The organism is Paenibacillus sp. FSL R7-0048, assembly GCF_038004505.1.
GTDB classification, from domain to species: Bacteria; Bacillota; Bacilli; order Paenibacillales; family Paenibacillaceae; genus Paenibacillus_AQ; species Paenibacillus_AQ odorifer.
In genome coordinates this window covers 3,214,066-3,231,057 of record NZ_JBBORF010000001.1, presented here as the reverse complement: position 1 = coordinate 3,231,057, position 16,992 = coordinate 3,214,066, and the positions used below count along the sequence as shown (strand labels likewise).

The 16,992-nt window shown below is 44.9% G+C and carries 13 protein-coding genes; 3 read left to right on the top strand and 10 right to left on the bottom strand.

What is annotated here, in order from left to right:
• Positions 1-87: 87 nt before the first annotated feature.
• Positions 88-510, top strand: a complete 423-nt coding sequence (locus NSQ91_RS14465; protein ID WP_076305496.1) for a GNAT family N-acetyltransferase — start codon at positions 88-90, stop codon at positions 508-510.
• Positions 511-648: 138 nt separating this feature from the next.
• Here the strand turns inward: NSQ91_RS14465 and NSQ91_RS14460 are convergent, their stop codons facing one another.
• Together NSQ91_RS14460 and NSQ91_RS14455 are read right to left on the bottom strand one after the other, a co-directional pair.
• Positions 649-1,047: a DnaJ family domain-containing protein gene (locus NSQ91_RS14460; protein WP_076305497.1), complete on the bottom strand. Its 399-nt coding sequence runs from the start codon at positions 1,045-1,047 to the stop codon at positions 649-651.
• A 2,374-nt stretch (positions 1,048-3,421) separates the two neighbouring features.
• On the bottom strand, positions 3,422-3,565 hold the full coding sequence (locus tag NSQ91_RS14455; protein WP_175619946.1) for a hypothetical protein: 144 nt from the start codon (positions 3,563-3,565) through the stop codon (positions 3,422-3,424).
• 333 nt (positions 3,566-3,898) lie between these two features.
• Here NSQ91_RS14455 and NSQ91_RS14450 point away from each other — a divergent pair, with 333 nt between their 5' ends.
• Positions 3,899-4,375, top strand: a complete 477-nt coding sequence (locus NSQ91_RS14450) for an SRPBCC family protein (protein ID WP_340918469.1) — start codon at positions 3,899-3,901, stop codon at positions 4,373-4,375.
• Here NSQ91_RS14450 and NSQ91_RS14445 read toward each other — a convergent pair.
• The 4 genes from NSQ91_RS14445 to NSQ91_RS14430 form a co-directional block, all read right to left on the bottom strand.
• Positions 4,367-5,176, bottom strand: coding sequence for an SDR family oxidoreductase (locus tag NSQ91_RS14445; RefSeq protein WP_036686506.1), 810 nt, complete (start codon positions 5,174-5,176; stop codon positions 4,367-4,369). The two genes, NSQ91_RS14450 and NSQ91_RS14445, sit on opposite strands and share 9 nt — an antisense overlap.
• A 221-nt stretch (positions 5,177-5,397) precedes the next feature.
• Positions 5,398-6,264 carry a transglutaminase family protein gene (locus NSQ91_RS14440; protein WP_076126126.1) on the bottom strand — a complete coding sequence of 289 codons (867 nt, stop codon included), beginning with the start codon at positions 6,262-6,264 and terminating at the stop codon, positions 5,398-5,400.
• Positions 6,261-7,214, bottom strand: coding sequence for an alpha-E domain-containing protein (locus tag NSQ91_RS14435; RefSeq protein WP_076126125.1), 954 nt, complete (start codon positions 7,212-7,214; stop codon positions 6,261-6,263). The genes NSQ91_RS14440 and NSQ91_RS14435 overlap by 4 nt, the downstream gene beginning before the upstream one ends.
• A gap of 75 nt (positions 7,215-7,289) precedes the next feature.
• Entirely contained in the window at positions 7,290-8,753 is a 1,464-nt protein-coding gene (locus NSQ91_RS14430; RefSeq protein ID WP_036686502.1) for a circularly permuted type 2 ATP-grasp protein, read from the bottom strand.
• A gap of 354 nt (positions 8,754-9,107) precedes the next feature.
• Here NSQ91_RS14430 and NSQ91_RS14425 point away from each other — a divergent pair, with 354 nt between their 5' ends.
• Positions 9,108-9,986: a DUF1835 domain-containing protein gene (locus NSQ91_RS14425; protein ID WP_340918465.1), complete on the top strand. Its 879-nt coding sequence runs from the start codon at positions 9,108-9,110 to the stop codon at positions 9,984-9,986.
• Positions 9,987-10,110: 124 nt separating this feature from the next.
• Here NSQ91_RS14425 and ftsY read toward each other — a convergent pair whose 3' ends face one another.
• The 4 genes from ftsY to fabF all read right to left on the bottom strand — a co-directional run bounded on the left by ftsY (position 10,111) and on the right by fabF (position 16,877).
• Positions 10,111-11,118 carry a signal recognition particle-docking protein FtsY gene (gene ftsY / locus NSQ91_RS14420; RefSeq protein ID WP_036686498.1) on the bottom strand — a complete coding sequence of 336 codons (1,008 nt, stop codon included), beginning with the start codon at positions 11,116-11,118 and terminating at the stop codon, positions 10,111-10,113.
• A 36-nt stretch (positions 11,119-11,154) separates the two neighbouring features.
• Entirely contained in the window at positions 11,155-14,724 is a 3,570-nt protein-coding gene (gene smc, locus NSQ91_RS14415; RefSeq protein WP_076126122.1) for a chromosome segregation protein SMC, read from the bottom strand.
• 197 nt (positions 14,725-14,921) lie between these two features.
• Positions 14,922-15,626, bottom strand: coding sequence for a ribonuclease III (rnc, locus tag NSQ91_RS14410; RefSeq protein ID WP_038570606.1), 705 nt, complete (start codon positions 15,624-15,626; stop codon positions 14,922-14,924).
• Positions 15,627-15,641: 15 nt separating this feature from the next.
• Entirely contained in the window at positions 15,642-16,877 is a 1,236-nt protein-coding gene (fabF, locus tag NSQ91_RS14405) for a beta-ketoacyl-ACP synthase II (RefSeq protein WP_076101782.1), read from the bottom strand.
• Positions 16,878-16,992 lie beyond the last annotated feature (115 nt).

The following is a 16,992-nucleotide window of genomic DNA, read 5'->3' as shown; positions in this document are numbered from 1 at the left end:
TTAGATCATCTTCATCATGTGTGAAAAAACCTTAAAGATCAAGACTTACCATTCATACCCTCTATAATATTAATAAGGAGACTTACTATGATATTCGTAACAAAAGCTACAATTTCAGATCTACCCATGCTCACCACAATAGACAGCAAGATCATTGGCAATGAAAGCCGCAAATCGAAGATTGAAAAATATATCAATCATGAGCAGTGTTACGTAGCATCGCATAATGGAACGCTTGTAGGATTTGCTTGCTACGATACCACCTTTTTCGAATGCTGTTTTATTCAGCTGGTCATTGTGGATCCTGAGTTCAGACGCCTAGGCATAGCCAAAACACTCCTTAGCTACATCGAGGAACAATGCCCAACCCCCAAGCTTTTCACCTCCACCAATGAATCCAATACGATCATGCAGCAACTATGTCTTTCTCAAGGGTTTGTTAAAAGCGGAGTCATTGAGAATTTAGATGATGGCGATCCGGAATGGGTATATTTTAAACAAATTAGATGAGTATACATGTTCAGTTACACATAACAAGCAAAAAGGCAGCTCTTCTGTCTAAACCGACCAAGAGATGCCTTTTTATTTTACACTATTTATTCTGATGTCCAAATGAATGTAGGCATTTAGGCAGTAACTTAAGCAGCGTTATTCCTCTTCCTTTATCATCTGTTCGTGTATTTGAGCACAGTATTGCATAAAAGCAGGGTTACTATCCAAGCCGCGTTCACGCAATAACTCCTGTAGACGAAGTCTTTTCATAGACAGTTTTGACCGCAAAGCCTTGCCCTCACTGGTTTCTGCACTTCCGCTATTATGACACGCCGCTAGCAATCCTTCCAACGTAACACATTCAGCTCGCAGAGAGATTTCCTCAGGCACCAGTCCGGAGTTCTTCATGATTTTAAAAGACATCCGCAATTCTTCCGGCACACCCGATAAATCCTCGAGCTCCAGCGGCTTGCCATGCCCAGGTAAATCTCGAAATTCCCCGTTACGCATAGACTCCTGAATCCGCTGCTCAGCTAACCAAGACATCATCCCCATATACGCAGCCTCCTTCACCAATGCCACACTATTAACTACCCTGCCTAAGCAAAAGTAGATTTTACGGAATTGCGTTAATTTTAGCATAAAAGACTTAGGATTTGCATCAAGGTGCCGGAATGCTTTCTCAGATCTTTCCTATGCTGTTAACTATAGGGATGGCGAGCTATTTACTCAAATGCCCCTTGCCCTCGTCGCACAGTTGAATAGCTCAGACTCTGTAACTATCGTACACAATGTATATTCTAAGCCCATAACCGCAATGTCAGCATACACTGGCCACCGTGAAAAGTTTGGAACCAGGAGCTCTTGCTTGTATACTACATCCTTTATTACACATTCATTACACATTCATTACATCTTCGTCGCATAGATCGTCCGGACCCAGCAGCCCTTATTTCGCTAATTTAGTCCTTTTTACTCTGCTATCGGACACAGTTGCAGCTATTCGCTCAAACACACCCTACTTTTGTTCAAAATCGCAGCGATAAGAGCTATGCAGTCCGATAGTTCTAATAAACACACGAAAAACGCCAAATAGCTGCAATACAGTCCGATCCATTAGCGAATCCAGGTCTCCGCAAACCGATTGGACCCAGTAGCTCTTGCTCGTATACTACATCCTTTACACCTTCATTACATCTTCGGCGCCATAGATCGTTCGGACCTAGCAGCCCTTATTTCGCTAATTTAGACATTTCGCTGTGCTATCGAACTCAGTTGCAGCTATTCGCTCAAACACACCTTACTTTTGATCAAAACCATGCCAATAAGCGCTATGTAGTCCAATACGTTCAATAAACACACCAAAAACTCCAAATAGCTGCAATACAGTCCGCAACGCCGATGCATCCTCGCTACCATGTAACGTTCGGACTCAGATGATCTTATTTCACAAATTCAGGCTTATTCCCTCTGCTATCGGACTCAGTTGCAGCTATTTGCTCAAACACGCCCTACTTTTGTTCAAAATCGCAGCAATAAGCGCTATGCAGTCCGATACTTCTAATAAACACACCAAAAACGCCAAATAGCTGCAATACAGTCCGCAACGTCAGCGAATCCATGCCTCCACAAATCGATTGGACCCAGTAGCTCTTGCTCGTATACTACATCCTTTACACCTTCATTACATCTTCGGCGCCATAGATGGTTCGGACCTAGCAGCCCTTATTTCGCTAATTTAGACCATTTCGCTGTACTATCGGACTCAGTTGCAGCTATTCGCTCAAACACACCTTACTTTTGATCAAAACCATGCCAATAAGCGCTATGTAGTCCAATACGTTCAAAAAACACACCAAAAACTCCAAATAGCTGCAATACAGTCCGCAACGCCGATGCATTCTCGCTACCATGTAACGTTCGGACTCAGATGATCTTATTTCACAAATTCAGGCTTATTCCCTCTGCTATCGGACTCAGATGCAGCTATTCGCTCAAACACACCCTACTTTTGTTCAAAATCGCAGCGATAAGAGCTATGCAGTCCGATAGTTCTAATAAACACACGAAAAACTCCAAATAGCTGCACTACAGTCCGCAACGCCGATGCATCCTCGCTACCATGTAACGTTCGGACTCAGATGACCTTATTTCACAAATTCAGCCTTATTCCCTCTGCTATCGGACTCAGTTGCAGCTATTCGCTCAAACACGCCCTACTTTTGTTCAAAATCACAGCAATAAGCGCTATGCGGTCCGAAACGATCAAAAATCAAACAAAAAACTCCAAATAACTGCAATACAGTCCGCAAAAACAATGCATACTCGTGGTCGTAGATCGATCCGATTCAGCAGGTCTTGCTCGTATACTATGTCCTTTACACCCTCATTACATCTTCGTCGCCATAGATCGTTCGGACCCAGCAGCCCTTATTTCACTAATTTAGTCCTTTTTACCCTGCTATCGGACTCAGTTGCAGCTATTCACTCAAACACACCCTACTTTTGTTCAAAATCACAGCAATAAGTGCTATGCAGTCCGATACTTCTAATAAACACACCAAAAACTCCAAATAGCTGTAATACAGTCCGCAACACCGATGCATTAGCACACACTCGCCACCGTGAAACGTTCGGACTCAGATGACCTTATTTCACAAATTCAGGCTTATTCTCTCTGCTATCGGACTCAGTTGCACCTATTCGCTCAAATACGCCCTACTTTTGTTCAAAATCGCGGCAATAAGCGCTATGCGGTCCGATACTTCTAATAAACACATCAAAAACGCCAAATAGCTGCAATACAGTCCGCAACGCCGATGCATCCTCGCCACCATATAACGTTCGGACTCAGATGACCTTATTTCATTAATTCAGGCTTATTCTCTCTGCTATCGGACACAGTTGCAGCTATTCACTCAAACATGCCCTACTTTTCTTTAAAATCGCAGCAATAAGCGCTATGCGGTCCGATACTTCTAATAAACACATCAAAAACGCCAATTAGCTGCAATACAGTCCGCAACGCCGATGCATCCTCGCCACCGTAGATGCTACTGTTTACTTCCGCCATTCATCATTCACTTATCCCTCTCTTCACTCCCTTTTCCCCGTCATGCGTACTTATCACCTTCATCACTCCATTTTCACCCTCATCACGCACTTATCCCTATCTTCAATCCCTTTTCCCCGCCAACACTATCTCCGCGCCGTACGCAAATCAAGCTCGTGGACTTGCCTATGACCTTATTTCTCCCGCTATTTTATTACCCTCTATACCCTATAAGTTACGCTTCAGCCACACAGCCGGATCGTGCAATTAACACAGGCGATTGCTATACTCTTTCTAATGAGCCTCAACTCAATAAAAAAAGGACTACCGCAGTAGTCCAAAGGAGAAATATAAATGTTAGCTAACATCCAAAAAGAAGATCAACATTATGTCGCTCGTTTCGAACGGCAATTAAAGCATTCCGCAACTGAGATTTGGTCCTATTTGACCGAAAATGAGAAGCTTGCCTTATGGTTCTCTGAATTAAAAATCAAGGACCTGCGTGAAGGCGGACTTATAAAGTTTGATATGCAAAACGGAACGTTTGTTGATATGGAAATTACCGTGCTGCAGCATCAATCTATTTTTGAGTTTACATGGGCTGAAGATCTTGTTCGTTTTGAGTTATACCCTAATTCAGAAGGCTGTTTACTCGTCTTGAACGAAACACTACAAACGCTTACCCCGCATACACCACGAGATCTCGCTGGCTGGCATGTTTGTCTAGAAGTGATCCAGCATCTTTTGGAAGGCACGACGCTGGAGTCACGGAAAGACGAATGGAATAAATGGTACGAGCAATACCGGGAAGCGATCTCGAAATTAGGATAACAAGGACTCCGCGCCGTCAATCACGATTTGCGCACCTGTTATATGGATAGATTCATCCGAAGCCAGAAAAGCAACGAGATCAGCGACATTATCCGGCTTGCCCGGTCCATCCGCCAAAGGTTGTGCTCCATCAGGGAATTCAATCGGAATGACGATTGCTTCTACATCCTCGCTCATTTCAGTGGTTTCATCTATATTCGTAGCTATAGCCCCAGGGCAGATCACATTTACACGAATCTTAAACTTAGCAAGCTCGAGAGCTGCCATTTTGGCAAAAGCCACCTGTCCAGCTTTGGTAGTGCTATAAGTAGACCACCCAAAGCTGGCAAATCTAGTGTTCCCATTAATGGAACTAGTAATAATAATACTGCCCTTCCCTTTATCTTTCAGATGAGGAATAGTATATTTCAGAGTCAAAAAAGTCCCCGTCAAGTTCACCGACATCGTACGCTCCCAGTCGCTCAAGCTTAGTTCTTCTATCGGACCCACTGCGCCATTAATTCCCGCGTTAGCGAATACTACATCCACGCCTCCGAATTGTTCCACCGTACAACGTACGGCTTCCTCCATCTTTTTCTCATCCGAAGTATCTACCTCTATGGCCAGCGCGCAATCTTTTCGAAGCTTATTAAGCTTTTCTGCCAAGGAAGAGGTTCTTTCAAGATTTAAATCGAACAATGCTACATTTGCACCTTCCCGCGCCAGCTTAATAGCGGTAGCACGGCCAATTCCCGAGCCCGCTCCGGTTATAATCGCTGTTTTTCCAATAAATCTTTGTTTCTTAGATATGTTTGGGCTCATATGTAATCTCTCCTCTAATGTCTGTAAGATAAGTACTATGGATCAAGATTACCCAAATAAACCTGTAATGGAATCATCTCGTTCATAAATCTTCAGAATTTAGGCACGCCGCACAAAAAAATCTCCCCATTCAATAAGATGAGCGGAGAGTTTGTTTCGAATATTTAGAGTATTTAAAATATTTTGATTGTTTCGATGTTCGATGTTTCGATTATTTCAATTCAGTTATCCAGCTTGCGTACGTCCACTTTTACAGTTAGTGTGCCTGCTCCACCGCGATATACCCCTTTTACAGGTACTATATCTTTATAATCCCGTCCATGACCCAGCTTGATATAACGCCAGTTCACTTCAACATTATTCGTCGGATCAAAACCAAGCCAGCCCGTACCCGGAATATGGGTCTCCACCCAAGCATGTGAAGCCTGCTCGAAATTAGCATTGCTGCTCTGTAGATCACCGACAAAATGATATCCACTAACATATCTTGAAGGCAGACCCACACTGCGGCAGACAGCGATCATAAGATGAGCATAATCCTGACAGACCCCCCGCTTGAGCTTGAGGGCTTTTTTTACCGTTGTATTTACGCTTGTTGCCTCAGGATCATAGGTGAACTGTTCATAAATCGTCGAAGATAACTTCAGAATCCATTCATACATATCCTCAGCTTCACTAAAAGGGTACTGGGAAGCGAACTCCACTAATTCAGGAGTCACCTCGGTATAACGGGTCGGCAAAATAAACTCAATATAACGGTTCTGAAACTTTTCATCATTTAATAGTTTAACTTGCTCTTCAAGGCTGGTTCGCGGAAGATCGGTACCCTGGGCTTTATCCAGCGTTACTACAGTAGCTTTCGTATGGATTACCATTTCCGTATGTGGCTTATTAACCGAATAGGCATGCACCCGATTACCGAAGAAATCCTCATACGTTAATAGATTAGCTGCCGGAGATACTTCAACCTCATGGTGATAACAGGATTGCCGATAGTTGGTGCGTGGGGTAAGCCTGATTTCATTGACACTGTCCGTAACCGGCTCTGGATAACTGTATGTGGTGGTGTGATTGATTTGAATCTTCATACAGATACTCCTTCTCGCCGAAAAAAGGCGCCCTCCATCGTTTTGCCCAGTCTCTGGCAAGATATTACGAGTGATTGCAGCACATCTTCCACCAGTTCACCGGACATTTCCTCTTTCTCCATATAATCCAGCTCTGCCTTCAGCTTTCCTGCTTGACGGATGACCTTTTCATGACCTGAGCCTTTTTCTGAGGAATCTAATTCAAGTCTAGCTAAATGCTCTTCCAGCTGGTGAAAAGAAAAGCGGATCGAACGTGGAAATTTGGGATTTGCGATCAAAAAATCTAAAATGCTCTCCGGTGACATAGCATCTGCATAATAACGGCGAAACGCCTGATAACCACTTACCGATTTCAGCACAGCCTGTAACTGAATATAAATTGCATGAAGCTCTTTAAAACGGCAAGAGGCAATAACTGCCTGCAAAATACGCGTCGTATTCTCTGCCCGTTCCAGAAAACGGCCGCTCTCTATAAAATGCCATTCATTTCCCCTAAGCATTACGGATTGTTCTGCTCCTAGAAACATAGCTGCACGTTCCTTCACTTGCTGGTAGAAATGATGTGGGCCACTCATAATATCAGCGACTGACCGCTCCCCAAGCCATAGATTAAAGCTGTTGACGATATCCCATAGCTCACTTGGAAGATGCTGACGCAGTGTGCGAAGATTATTTCTAGCATGATGTACGCAAGAGAATAATGAATTCGAATTGCCTAAATCGAGTGTAATAAAGGATAACACGTCCTGTTCAGAAAAGGTTTCGAACTGCTGCAAATACTCACTTCGAACTCCTAATGCATCGATAAGCCTCGACCATTTATGTCCTTCTTCCTGAAAATCCTCTTCCTGCTGGATATGATAATGTACATTGATTAGCCGCGCATGATTCTCTGCCCTTTCAATATATCGGCCGATCCAGAATAAAGCCTCCGCATTTCGATTCAGCATCTTTAGCCACTCCTTTATCCTCCAAATTGATGCTGCATATTTTTGATTCACAATCAAGGCTTACAAGATAATAGATCAAGCCATAACCCAAGTATCCTTTACGCCACCGCCTTGCGAGGAATTCACAACCAGTGAACCTTCTTTCATAGCCACTCGTGTTAATCCACCAGGTATGACATGTGGCTTCCGGTCTGCGCCCATTAATACAAAAGCCCGAAGATCGATATGCCGGGGTGCCATAGTGCCTCCCGACAATACGGGTGCTCTGGACAAGGACATAATTGGCTGTGCCACATAACGGTCCGGATCGGCAATAATTTTCATTCGGAACTCGGCTAATTCTTCTTTGGTCGCCTCACTTCCGATCAACATCCCATATCCTCCGGATAATGAGGTTTCTTTAACAACCATTTCGGATAGGTTCTCAAGAACATACAGGCGTTCATCGGGTCGGGACAACAAATACGTCGGCACATTACCAAGGATCGGCTCTTCATTCAGATAATAACGAATCATATCCGGTACATAGACATACATCGCTTTATCATCTGCAACACCGGTTCCCGGCGCATTAGCAATCGCTATGTTGCCTGCCCTATACGCATTCATAAGTCCTGCCACACCCAATAAAGAATCAGGTTGAAAGGCTAGCGGATCAATGTAATCATCATCCAACCGACGATACAGCACATCCACGCGACGCAGTCCGTTCATTTCTTTCAAATATATTTTGTGATCCTTTGTTACCAAATCTCGTCCTTCGACCAAATGTATACCCATCTGCTGTGCCAAAAAAGCATGTTCATAATATGCAGAATTGTATTCTCCAGGCGTTAGGAGTGCTATAACCGGATCTGACCTTCTTGAAGGAGATAGACTACGAAGCACGGATAAGAAGCGATTTAAGCTATGATCTACATCTCGGATGGAGCTGGCAAAGGACAATTCAGGAAACAATTGATTCATAAGCGTTCTGCCTTTAAAAAGATAGGAAAAGCCGGAGGGTGTTCGCAGGTTGTCTTCAAGTACATAATAATGCCCATCGTGGTGGCGGATCAGATCGATTCCTGAGGTGGTGATATAAGCTCCACCGGGCACTCGCAGACCTGACATTTCTGGCCGGAAATAACAGTTGGAAATAATCATACGCCTAGGGACGATGCCATCTTTAACAATGTATTGCTCATGGTAAATGTCATGAATGAATAAATTCAAAGCTGTGATACGCTGAATAATTCCAGCTTCTAGCCTCTCCCACTCATTCTTAGGGATAATACGTGGAATCATATCGAAGGGGATCGTTCGCTCCATAGGATGATCCTGAGCCGGGTTGTAAAGCGTAAAGGTAATTCCTTCTTCCATCATCCTACGCTGCATTAAATTTTGCTTCCCTTGCAGCTCTTCGGAGCTCATTCCGGAAAACATGCGATTCACATGTCTGTAGTGCGGCCGGACATTCCTCTTATCAGCATACATTTCATCGAAAAAATGCTGTAATGGATACGGAGACAGACCTGGCAGAGGATCTAATTTGGACATGAGCCCGACTCCTTTCGATAGATGTAATCTTTGTTAACAACTTATACTTTCATTTCAGAAAACATCCATGGAAATATTGGTTTATATTCTCATAATACGTAAATCCACTCGTTCATGTCAACATATATAACAGAGAAATGTGATTCCGGAGATATTTGTATTTTTTGGAATCGCTTCCTTTCTCTCTTATATAGGTTGCCGGAGATGAAATGTAGATTCATCATTGAATTGTATGCAGGAAGTGTGACAAGCATTACTGTTATGAATTTTTCATATAATGTATTTTTTATATAGTTGCCTGAGGATGTGGATTCATTGAGTATGGTATAATTTGTTGCGATGGGAGAGTGACCTATGGAGCACAAATATACTATGTCAATTGAGCAGGAAGAGACTAGGCGGAATCACATTTATCTGTTATTTGGCCTGTCTGAAGCGGGATCAATGAAGGTAGCCCTTAGTCATCTGGGTTGTCGTCATTTAATACGAGTACTTTCATTTAATGAGATGTTCTCTGCTGGACCGTTGCGTGGATTACATAATAATGAAGGCTATCATACCCGTGAGTTATGGTTTCAGGAACGATTTCCGGATCAGGGTTATCATTTAAATCCCCAGCATAAACTGGCAGCCATGATTCAGACCTTAAAAGAAATTCCCGAGGACAAAAAAATCACTATTTGGTGCGGAGATAACTCCCATGATCAGACAGGTTTACGATTTGCACTTTCTATTCTTAGTGAGAGGACGCAACCTATTCATGTTATTGATTCAGTCAAGGCTTATAGGGAGATTGCCGCTTCATTTGAAATCGGCTTATATCCCAGAGCACTTAGTCAACTCCCAAATGAAGCTCTGCAAAAAATTATAAAAATTACCGAAAATACATCCCCTATCACCTCCGCTCAAAGAAAACAGTATGAACTAGAATGGCAAAAAATCAGCAACACCGAGGATATGCTTAGAGTTTGGGCTGAGGGCCAGCTTATGAATGTTCCCGAGAGTTACTATGACGAAGAAATTCTTTCTTTAATTCTGCAACTTCAACAGTGTGAGGAAAGAGATGGCTACGTAAATGCAGGTCTAGTTGTAGGCACAATTATAGGGCAATGGAATTTGTATCTCAGTACCTCATTCATAGAATATCGCTTCTGGAGGCTAATTAGTGAGGGAAAGCTGTTATTTAAAGGGATCCCTTACGCGATGCATTTATACTTTCTAAAAGTCGCTTAGCAGTTGCTACAAAATGACGGACAAACCCTTTATAAAAAAGAAAAGGAATGCCCTCCTAACTAAATATAGCTTCGAGGGCATTCCTTGTAAATATGACTTCTTTATGATTATATTGTGCTGTTGATTACACTTGCTCTTCCGATTCTTCTGACTCTTCTTCCTCGGCAATTAATCCGGCAAAAAGAGCATGTACGAACTGCTGCGAATCAAATGGCTGCAAGTCTTCCATTTTTTCTCCAAGACCTACAAACTTCACCGGCAAATTCATTTCCTGACGAATCGCTACAACGATTCCGCCTTTAGCCGTACCGTCCAGCTTCGTCAAGACCAAGCCAGTGACGCCACTCTTTTCACCAAATAACTTGGCTTGTGTAAGTGCATTTTGACCCGTCGTAGCATCTAGCACCATCAGTACCTCATGTGGAGCACTTGGGATTTCTCTTTGAATGACGCGGAAGATTTTGTTGAGCTCTTCCATCAGATTGCTTTTATTCTGCAGTCTGCCAGCAGTATCGCAGATTAAGATATCCACGTTGCGTTGCTTTGCCGCTTGGACCGCATCGTACATTACAGCCGCCGGGTCAGAGCCTGCTTGTTGTTTAATGACATCTACGCCTGCGCGTTGGCCCCAAACCTCAAGCTGCTCAATCGCTCCGGCACGGAACGTATCCCCTGCAGCCAAAAGAACTTTTTTACCTTCTTGTTTGTAACGATGAGCCAGCTTGCCGATGGTAGTCGTCTTGCCCACGCCATTGACCCCAACGAACAAAATAACCGTAATTCCATTCGGATTTTCCTTCAGGCTGTTATCATCATCTCCACGCAGCAGCTCCATAAGCTTACGGGACAAAATCGGCTTCAGCTCGGCAGCATCTTCAATCCGATTTTGCTTCACTTCGGCACGCAAATCCTCGACAAGGGTCATAACAGTGTTTACACCCACGTCTGCACCAATCAAAATCTCTTCCAGCTCTTCGTAGAACTCTTCATCTATCTTTTTGCGGCGGATGATAAGGTCGGAGACCTTCTCTACAAAACCTTTACGGGTTTTCTCTAATCCGTCGCGGAATTGTTTCGTTACACTTTCCGTTTTGCCGGAAATGCTTTCTTTTAATTTTCTAAAAAAGCTCATTTGGTTCCTCCTAAAAGTTTCTCTTCTTTGATGAATTTAAGCAATCTCAGCTTCTTCATCCTCTAAACGTACTGAGACGAGCTTGGAGACGCCGCCCTCTTCCATCGTTACTCCGTATAACACGTCCGCCTCTTCCATCGTTCCTTTGCGGTGCGTAACGACGATGAACTGAGTTTGTTCAGAGAACTCGCGTAAATACTGTGCAAAACGAACAACGTTCGCTTCATCGAGCGCAGCCTCGACCTCATCCAATACGCAGAACGGAACTGGCTTCACTTGCAAAATAGCAAACAATAACGCCATCGCAGTTAGAGCGCGTTCACCGCCAGATAAAAGCTGCAGATTTTGCAATTTTTTACCCGGTGGTTGGGCTACGATATCTATACCTGTTTCCAGCATATGTTCCGGATCCAGAAGCATGAGATCCGCTCGCCCGCCGCCGAACAGCTTTGAGAACACGGTCCCGAACTGTTTGCGGATCGCATCAAAGGTCTGTTTGAAACGTTTGGACATTTCATCTTCCATCTCGCGGATTACTTGATACAAGGTAGTCTTAGCTTCGACTAGATCATCTTTTTGTCCACTGAGGAACGTATACCGTTCATGGACCCGCTGATATTCTTCGATCGCCCCTAAGTTAACCTCTCCTAGCGCAGAAATACTGCGCTTCAAACGCTGTACATCGGCTTGTGCGGCAGGTACGTCTTCAGGCACTGGATATCTCTGTTTTGCTAATTCATAACTTAGCTCGTAGTCATCACTCAGCTTGCGGAGAATATTATCCAGCTCCACATCGAGTCGACCGACAGAAACTTCAGTGGCACGCAGCTTGTCCTCGACTACTTTAAGGGCCTGACGTTGATCTTTAGTCTTGCCTTCCTCAAGTTCCAGCTTACGGGTTAACGCTGTACGCTCAGCACGCGCAAAATCCAAAGTTCCAGTCGTCTCTTCCTTCTTCAAGCGGTAACTGTTCAAATCTTCCTTCTGCTTCACAGCTTCCAAAGCATTGTTAGCCAGATCCTGTTCAATCGTATGTAACAGATTTCGATTCTGGCGCAGCTCCTTGTCCTGTGAACCCACATCTTGTCTTAGGCGACGTAACTGCTCCTCCAGGGAGAATATCTCCTGATCGAGCTTGCCTTCCGAGACTTTCATACTGGTCAACTTGCCTTGCAGCTCTTCCTTAGCTGATTCATTCGCTTTACGCGCTGATTCAGCGTTACGGATACCCTCATGGGCTTCCTTTTCTTCCTTTTCAAGGCGTTCAAGCTCAGCAGTGGCTTGCTTCCGCGTCTCTTCAAGCGCACGTACTTCATTCTCAAAGCCGCTGCGTTCCGCACCTGTGCTCTCCACTTGCTCCTGCACATGCCGAAGCTCATGCTCGAGCTGCTTCAAATCACCGGAGACTCTTTGCTCTTCCAGTCTTTTCTCATCGCCATCACGGCGCAGGTCCTCCAGCTTCACGCTAGCGTTCTCCTGCTCCTCACGAAGTCTGGCAATGCCTTGCTTCAGCTTCACTATTTGACGTTCGCTTTCTTCAATCTCACTGCTTAATTGATCCAGCTGACGTTTGCGGCTAAGCAAGCTATTGTTCTTCTTATGCTGGCTACCCCCGGTCATTGAACCGCCGGCATTAACTACATCGCCTTCCAGTGTAACTACCCGATAACGATATTGGCATCTAGCGGCGATACGGTTCGCTTGCTCCAAGCTCTCCGCAATAACCACATTGCCGAGCAAACTGCCAATAATGCTAGTATATTTATCATCGTAACCAACGAGTTCGGAACCAATTCCAACAAATCCGTCAGCATCACCCACCATACCACGGTCACTGCCAGAAATCTGGCGCGGCCGGATAACATCTAGCGGAAGAAAGGTAGCTCGTCCCAGCTGACGTTGCTTTAGAAATGATATCGCTTGGCGGGACACAGTCTCATTATCCATGACCACATGCTGAAGTGATGCGCCTAGAGCAGTCTCAATCGCCATTTCCAGCTTCTCCGGAACAGAGATCAGCTCCGCAACCGCACCATGCACACCGTTGAGCTGTCCTTTGCGCGCACCCTTGAGCACTTCTTTAACCCCAAGCATGAAGCCGTCGAAATCATCCTGCATCTCTTTCATGGTCTCATGACGAGAGACTTGCGCTTCCCGCTTCTGTTCCCATTTCCGAAGACCGGACTGTGTTTCTTCAATCAGCTTCTGACGTTTACTGAGCTGCTCACTTTCAGTGATATAAGCCCCGCGAAGATTGCTAAGCTCCTTCCCCAGCTGGGCAATCTTGTCCTTCAGCCCTTTCTGGTTGGCAGACAACTCTTCATGCCGAGCTGTCCATTTGCCGCTTTCTTCTTCACTGCGGCTCATACGACGTTCCAGATTCTCCTTTTGCTGATCCGCGTAACGAATTTCGTTACGTGCATTCGCCATAAGGTTCATTAGCTCCAAAAGAGCACTTTTGAGCTTTTCTTCCTGGCTCTGGCTAATCCCGTCTGCCACACCTTCAAGCCTTGTCTCTTCATCTTCGATCTGTTTCCGAAGATCCACAAGCTTAAGCCGCGATTGCTCAAGCTTAAGCTCCAGATCCACGACTTCACGCTGACGATCTGCAGAACGCTCGCCAACCGAACCTAACGTGAGCATTAACTGCTCACGATTACTTTCCAGATTGCGCTTGCGTTCCCTCAGCACTTCACCGTAACCTTCGCTCTTCTCAAATGCTTCGCTATAACGCAGCAATTGCTCTTGCTGCTTCTCGATCTGTGCTTCGATTGTGCGCAGTTCAGAGCGCCCGCTCTCCAGCTTGGCATCATGAGCCGAAACCACAGTAGACAGCTCCAGCTGCTCGTCCTTCAACGTTTCAAGCTTAGCGTTACCTTCCTGCCAAGCGGTATGAATGCCTTCAATCTGGTGTACGTATACTGAAATTTCCTGATGTTTTAATTGTTCGCGAAGTTCCTTAAAGCGGATAGCTTTCTCGGACTGATCCTTAAGTGGCCCAATCTGATCCTCAAGCTCACTGATCAAATCATGAATACGAAGCAGGTTCTGCTCGGTATCATCCAGCTTTCGACTTGCATCTTTCTTGCGCGATTTATATTTTACAATACCTGATGCTTCTTCAAAGATGCCTCGCCGATCTTCGGAACGAGTACTTAGAATTTCTTCAATCCTACCCTGCCCGATAATCGAATACGCTTCGCGTCCGATACCGGTATCCATAAACAGCTCTGTGATATCCTTCAGACGGCAGGACTGCTTATTAATTAAATATTCACTATCTCCACTGCGGTGGACTCTCCGAGTCACTGTAACTTCGCTGAAATCCAGCGGAAGTGTGTGATCTTCATTATCAAGCGTAAGTGATACTTCGCCATAATTCACAGCTTTACGCGCATCACTTCCAGCAAAAATGATATCCTCCATCTTGCCGCCACGCAGTGATTTAGCACTCTGTTCGCCGAGTACCCAGCGTATGCCGTCAGAAATATTGCTTTTGCCGCTTCCGTTCGGGCCAACTACAGCCGTTATACCGCGCACAAACTCCATTTCTGTTTTGTCGGCAAATGATTTAAAACCAGCTAATTCTATCCGTTTCAAAAACATACTTGCCAATCACCTCTGACCCATTATACCATAGCGTTTGTACCCTAAAAAACCATTAAGATGTTCCTTATCCTTTGTAACGCGGAACATATAAGTTCTTATATTGTCGAAAAAGAGCAGCAACGGTCTGAGCTCCGCCTAAACGCCGGTATTCAGACCTTTGCTGCTCTCCTCCGCTTGTCCCCTTGATGCAAAACTCAGGCACCGTCCTCTTTCAGATGCAAAAGTGCTGCTGCTGCAGCCTGCTGCTCTGCTTCCTTCTTGGACCGGCCGCTTCCTTTACCAAGTGAACGGTTAGCCATATACACCTCTGAGACGAATTCACGCTCATGTGCAGGTCCCCGTTCTTCTATAATTCGATATTCCAATGTACCCATATTGTGCTGCTGAATTAGCTCTTGCAGTTCCGTCTTATAATCGGTCATCTGCATTTGCAATTTCCCATCCGTCTCCACGAGAGGAAATACGTGATTATCAAGAAAACTCCGCACTGTTTCCAGTCCTTGGTCGAGATAAAGCGCTCCCACGAAGGATTCGAATACATCAGCCAGCAGGGCCGGGCGAGTACGTCCGCCCGTAAGTTCTTCCCCTTTGCCCAATAGTACATAACGGCCAAAACCTAAACTCTCCGCAAACTTGACCAGTGAAGGCTCGCATACAATAGCGGCCCGCAGCTTGGTCAACTCTCCCTCAGGTCGGTCTGGCAATAGATTGTACAAATATTCAGAAACCGTTAACTCCAGAACTGCATCCCCAAGAAATTCGAGACGCTCATTGTCCTGATGCTGATTGAAACGGTGTTCATTCACATAGGATGCATGGGTAAAGGCCTGCTTCAGAAGCACAGAATCGTGAAATTGGATTTGAAGTTGCTGTTGTAACTGCTTCAGTTCTCCTTTCACCGCACTGTCCCCTTACTAATTATATTTTTTTAGAATAACTGTTGCGTTATGTCCCCCGAAGCCGAACGAATTCGACATTACAATATCAAGATCAGCTTTACGTGGCACATTTGGTACATAATCCAGATCACATTCCGGGTCTTGGTTGTCCAAATTAATCGTTGGCGCAATCATCCCTTTTTGCAAAGAAAGGCCACAGATAATAGCTTCTACTCCACCAGCAGCACCCAGAAGGTGACCTGTCATGGATTTCGTCGAACTAATTGCCACTTTATAGGCATGGTCACCCAATGCTTTTTTAACAGCAGCAGTTTCTGATCTATCTCCTACAGGCGTTGAAGTACCATGAGCATTGATGTAATCAATATCTTCAGGAGAGATACCAGCATCCCGGATTGCCATCTTCATGCAGCGAGCTGCACCATCTGGATCAGGCTCAGTCATATGATGAGCATCTGCGCTTAGACCATAACCGATAACCTCAGCATAGATCTTCGCTCCACGTTTCTCAGCATGTTCGAGTGATTCCAGAATAAGAATCCCGGCACCTTCACCCATAACAAAACCATCGCGATCCACATCAAACGGACGACTTGCCTTCTCAGGCTCATCATTGCGAGTGGACATTGCTCTCATAGCACAAAAACCAGCCATACCTGTTGGACGAATGGTCGCTTCGGAACCACCGCAGATCATTGCATCTGCGTCTCCACGTTGAATCAAGCGGAAGGATTCCCCAATGGAGTGACTTCCTGTAGCACAAGCAGTTACTGTCGTCGTATTAGGACCCTTTGCACCAAGGTTAATGGACAACTGCCCAGAACCCATGTTAGCAATCATCATCGGAATGAAGAACGGACTAACCCGCTTCGGTCCTTTTTCAAGCAACAAGTTATGATTGTCTTCCCAAGTTCCAAGACCACCAATACCTGATCCTACAGATACACCTATTCTTTCGGCATCAATATCTTCACCGATCTTAAGTCCGCTATCTCGCAATGCGTCCTCACCGGCAGCCACTGCAAATTGTACAAAACGGTCCATTTTGCGGGCTTCCTTACGACCAAAAAGTGCCTCTGGATCGAAATCTTTAACAGAGGATGCTATTTGCGTAGTATACTCACTGACATCAAAGGTCTCAACCTGTGATACACCGGATTTGCCGCTCATAAGATTATCCCAGAACGTCTCCAAATCTTTGCCCAATGATGTAACTACGCCCATCCCGGTAACAACCACTCTATGACTCAAACACAATCACCCCATCTATAGGTTGTATACATTATATTCAGAACTTATATACTTTCTGTTGCTACTATATGAACAGCGATAACCGCATCATTAACCATCCTGCGGTTCTGTTATA

What these genes read in the sequence shown, in the direction of transcription:
- NSQ91_RS14435 (WP_076126125.1), bottom strand. Translation starts at nt 7,214, where the DNA reads ATGCTGAATCGAAATGCGGAGGCTTTATTCTGGATCGGCCGATATATT.
- NSQ91_RS14430 (WP_036686502.1), bottom strand. Translation starts at nt 8,753, where the DNA reads ATGTCCAAATTAGATCCTCTGCCAGGTCTGTCTCCGTATCCATTACAG.
- NSQ91_RS14465 (WP_076305496.1), top strand. Translation starts at nt 88, where the DNA reads ATGATATTCGTAACAAAAGCTACAATTTCAGATCTACCCATGCTCACC.
- NSQ91_RS14445 (WP_036686506.1), bottom strand. Translation starts at nt 5,176, where the DNA reads ATGAGCCCAAACATATCTAAGAAACAAAGATTTATTGGAAAAACAGCG.
- NSQ91_RS14440 (WP_076126126.1), bottom strand. Translation starts at nt 6,264, where the DNA reads ATGAAGATTCAAATCAATCACACCACCACATACAGTTATCCAGAGCCG.
- NSQ91_RS14460 (WP_076305497.1), bottom strand. Translation starts at nt 1,047, where the DNA reads ATGGGGATGATGTCTTGGTTAGCTGAGCAGCGGATTCAGGAGTCTATG.
- NSQ91_RS14450 (WP_340918469.1), top strand. Translation starts at nt 3,899, where the DNA reads ATGTTAGCTAACATCCAAAAAGAAGATCAACATTATGTCGCTCGTTTC.
- ftsY (WP_036686498.1), bottom strand. Translation starts at nt 11,118, where the DNA reads ATGAGCTTTTTTAGAAAATTAAAAGAAAGCATTTCCGGCAAAACGGAA.
- NSQ91_RS14455 (WP_175619946.1), bottom strand. Translation starts at nt 3,565, where the DNA reads ATGGCGGAAGTAAACAGTAGCATCTACGGTGGCGAGGATGCATCGGCG.
- smc (WP_076126122.1), bottom strand. Translation starts at nt 14,724, where the DNA reads ATGTTTTTGAAACGGATAGAATTAGCTGGTTTTAAATCATTTGCCGAC.
- NSQ91_RS14425 (WP_340918465.1), top strand. Translation starts at nt 9,108, where the DNA reads ATGGAGCACAAATATACTATGTCAATTGAGCAGGAAGAGACTAGGCGG.